Source organism: Thiogranum sp. (assembly GCF_058323355.1).
The window spans coordinates 1-2,733 of the sequence record NZ_JBTTIO010000099.1; the positions used below are offsets into that span (position 1 = coordinate 1).

A 2,733-nucleotide genomic window follows, 5' to 3' on the forward strand; every position below is an offset into this window, starting at 1 on the left:
AAAGTAGCGCCTCGTAACGATAATCTTGTTTACTTATAGCTATGGGTAAGAGGAGTTTTCTCATGAACAAAAAACTTATTGTTTCTGCAATGGGTCTGGCGCTGGCAGGTGGTATGAGCCTGGCCAACGCTGATGTAAAAATTTACGGTCAGCTGGACGTATCCATCGATGCTGTCGATGTGGATGGCGGCACCGATGATATCAACATGGGTTCCAACCGTTCCGCGGTCGGTTTCAAGGGTTCTGAAGATCTCGGTGGCGGCCTGAAGGCTTTCTTCAAGGTTGAATACCAGACTGACGTTGATGACGCCGGTACGGGGGCGGGGACGCTGGAAGACGACACCAACGAAGGCGACGGCAAGGACGGCTGGAAGTCCCGTGACCAGTTCATCGGTCTGAAATCCGAAGGCTTCGGTAAACTGACCTTCGGCATGATGTCCACCGCCTACAAGTCACCGGCTTCCAAGCTGGATCCTTTCTACCGCACGCGTAACCAGGCCCGTAACATCGGTCTGCAGTCCACCCTGCACACGGGTCGTGGCGAAGAAGGCCAGGGTCGTGCCACCAACACAGTGCGTTATGATTCCCCGACCTTTGCCGGTGGTGCCAAGGTGTTCGGTACCTACACCTTCGATAACAATGAGTCTGATGGTGAAGATGACGATCCCTACAGCCTGGGCTTCAGCTACAAGGCCGGCAACATCTATGCCTTCGCTTCCTACATTACTACCGACACTGGTGGTGACGATGAGGCAACCCAGTTCGCTATCAAGTACACCATGGGCGACGCAGCCTTCTGGGCTATGTATGAAATCGACGGTGGTCTGATCTCCGGCGGTGCCGGCGACGGTGCTGATATCTTCAACGTCGGTGCGTCCTACACCATCGGTAACAACCTGGTGTCCTTCGACTATGCCGAAGGCGACGAGACTGACCTGAACGGTGGTGGTTCTGCCAACAATGATTACACCACCTGGCGTGTAGGCGGTTACCACAAGTTCAGCAACCGTACCCGCGTCTATGCAACGTTCTCTCAGCAGGACTTTGATGCAACAGGTGAGACTGACATCTTCTCACTGGGTATGCGTCACAACTTCTAAACGAAACCTTGTTTCGTGACGAAGTAAAAACGGGGCCTTCGGGCTCCGTTTTTTTATGTCTGCGATTTGTCCTGCTGGCGCTTGTTCCGTGGCTAACCGGTTGTACGCTGACAGCCACCCAGCCGCCGACCTATGTGTTGGCCGGTGTGCACCCCGGCGGCGCACAGCGCATCGCGTTCTCGCCCTCCGGGCGCTTGCTGGCCAGTGGTGGCCTGCATGGAGGCGTCATTGTCTGGTCGGTTGCCGAGGGGCGCTTGCTGCGGCGTCTCACGGCGCATAAGTCGACGGTACGGGGACTCGCCTGGCGCGATGAAACACATGTATTCAGTGTGGACCGGGCAGGGGAATTGCGTTTACACGATATTGAGACCGGTAAGTTCCAGTCAAAACGTTTTTCCGGGCGGGTGCAGGCGATGGTGGTTTCGGCTGACAGGCGCCGTCTGTTGCTCGGCCAGGCTTCCCGCGTGTTGAGGCTCGGTATAACCGACCTTGGAGTCGATGCACAGGCGGATATCGGCAGCCGGGTGATTTCCCTTGCAGTGAATACAGCCGTTAGCCGGGTTGCTGTTGCCACATCCGACGGCCGTGTTCTGGTGGGCGGGTATGATCTGTCCGGGTGGCGTGAACTGCAGCGGCCGCCGTCCGATGCGAACGATCTGCACTTTTCCAGGGATGGGCGATTGTTACTGGCCGGCGGCTGGTTCAGGTTGCTGGTCTGGGATGTTGCCAGTGGCGTTTTACAGACAAGACCCACCGGGCACCTTGGGCAGGTGATTTCAGTCGATATCAGCCCCGATGAACAAAGCTGGCTCAGCCTGGGGCGGCACACGGATTCCTCGCTCTATCTTATCGATGCACAAAATAACCGCGTGTTACGTCGATTGCAGGTACATGAACTGTGCGGTTGGCAGACGCGCTTCAGCCCGGACGGACGTTATGCCGCCAGTGCAGGGGAGGAGGGTTCGATACATATTTATGACCTTGAGGAACCATACCGTCCATTGACCGTCTGGGGGGCTGAATAACCCGTCATTGCATTAAATGTGCGCGCCCAAGGTGCTACAATGCGCGCCTGTTTCTGCACAAGCGCGGTCCGGCATGCCCCATCGCATTCGCGAAATCCCTTACAACTACACGTCTTTCTCCGACCGCGAAATCGTGTTGCGGTTTCTCGGCGAGGAAATGTGGGGTGTGATCGAAAAGTTGCGTGCCGAGCGACGTACCGGCCGTTCCGCGCGCATGCTGTTCGAGGTGCTCGGCGACCTGTGGGTGGTCACGCGTAACCCGTACATCCAGGATGACCTGCTGGAGAACCGCAAGCGCTTCGAGCAGCTGATCCATGCCCTGAATCACCGCCTGGACCAGATTGTCAGCCGTGCCAACGGCAATGCCGAGGCGCTGCGGCTGGTGGAGCGGGCGCGCGATGCCGTTAATGCGTTTACCGCCTGGTTCCCGAAGACGCGCGATCTGCGTGCGCGTATACGCAAGCGGTTGGTGCGGGTTACGCGTGCCGACAATATTGATTTTGGCGGACTGGCGCGCGTTTCTCATGCCACGGATGCAACCGACTGGCGTGTTGAGTTGCCATTCGTGGTGATCTGCCCGGACAGCGAGCAGGAAGTCCTTGAAGTGG

3 protein-coding genes are annotated in these 2,733 nt (G+C 57.4%); all 3 read left to right on the forward strand.

The genetic code is table 11. The features are described 5' to 3' along the window. The first annotated feature begins 62 nt into the window (after window positions 1–62). Window positions 63–1,100, forward strand: a complete 1,038-nt coding sequence (locus tag ACW81B_RS12770; RefSeq protein ID WP_491580606.1) for a porin — start codon at window positions 63–65, stop codon at window positions 1,098–1,100. 134 nt (window positions 1,101–1,234) lie between these two features. Next, a complete protein-coding gene (locus ACW81B_RS12775; protein WP_491580607.1) occupies window positions 1,235–2,125 on the forward strand; it encodes a WD40 repeat domain-containing protein in 891 nt (296 codons plus the stop codon). Between the two features lie 73 nt (window positions 2,126–2,198). Then, window positions 2,199–2,733, forward strand: a 535-nt coding sequence (locus tag ACW81B_RS12780) for a DUF3683 domain-containing protein (protein WP_491580608.1), incomplete at its 3' end; no start/stop codon positions are given.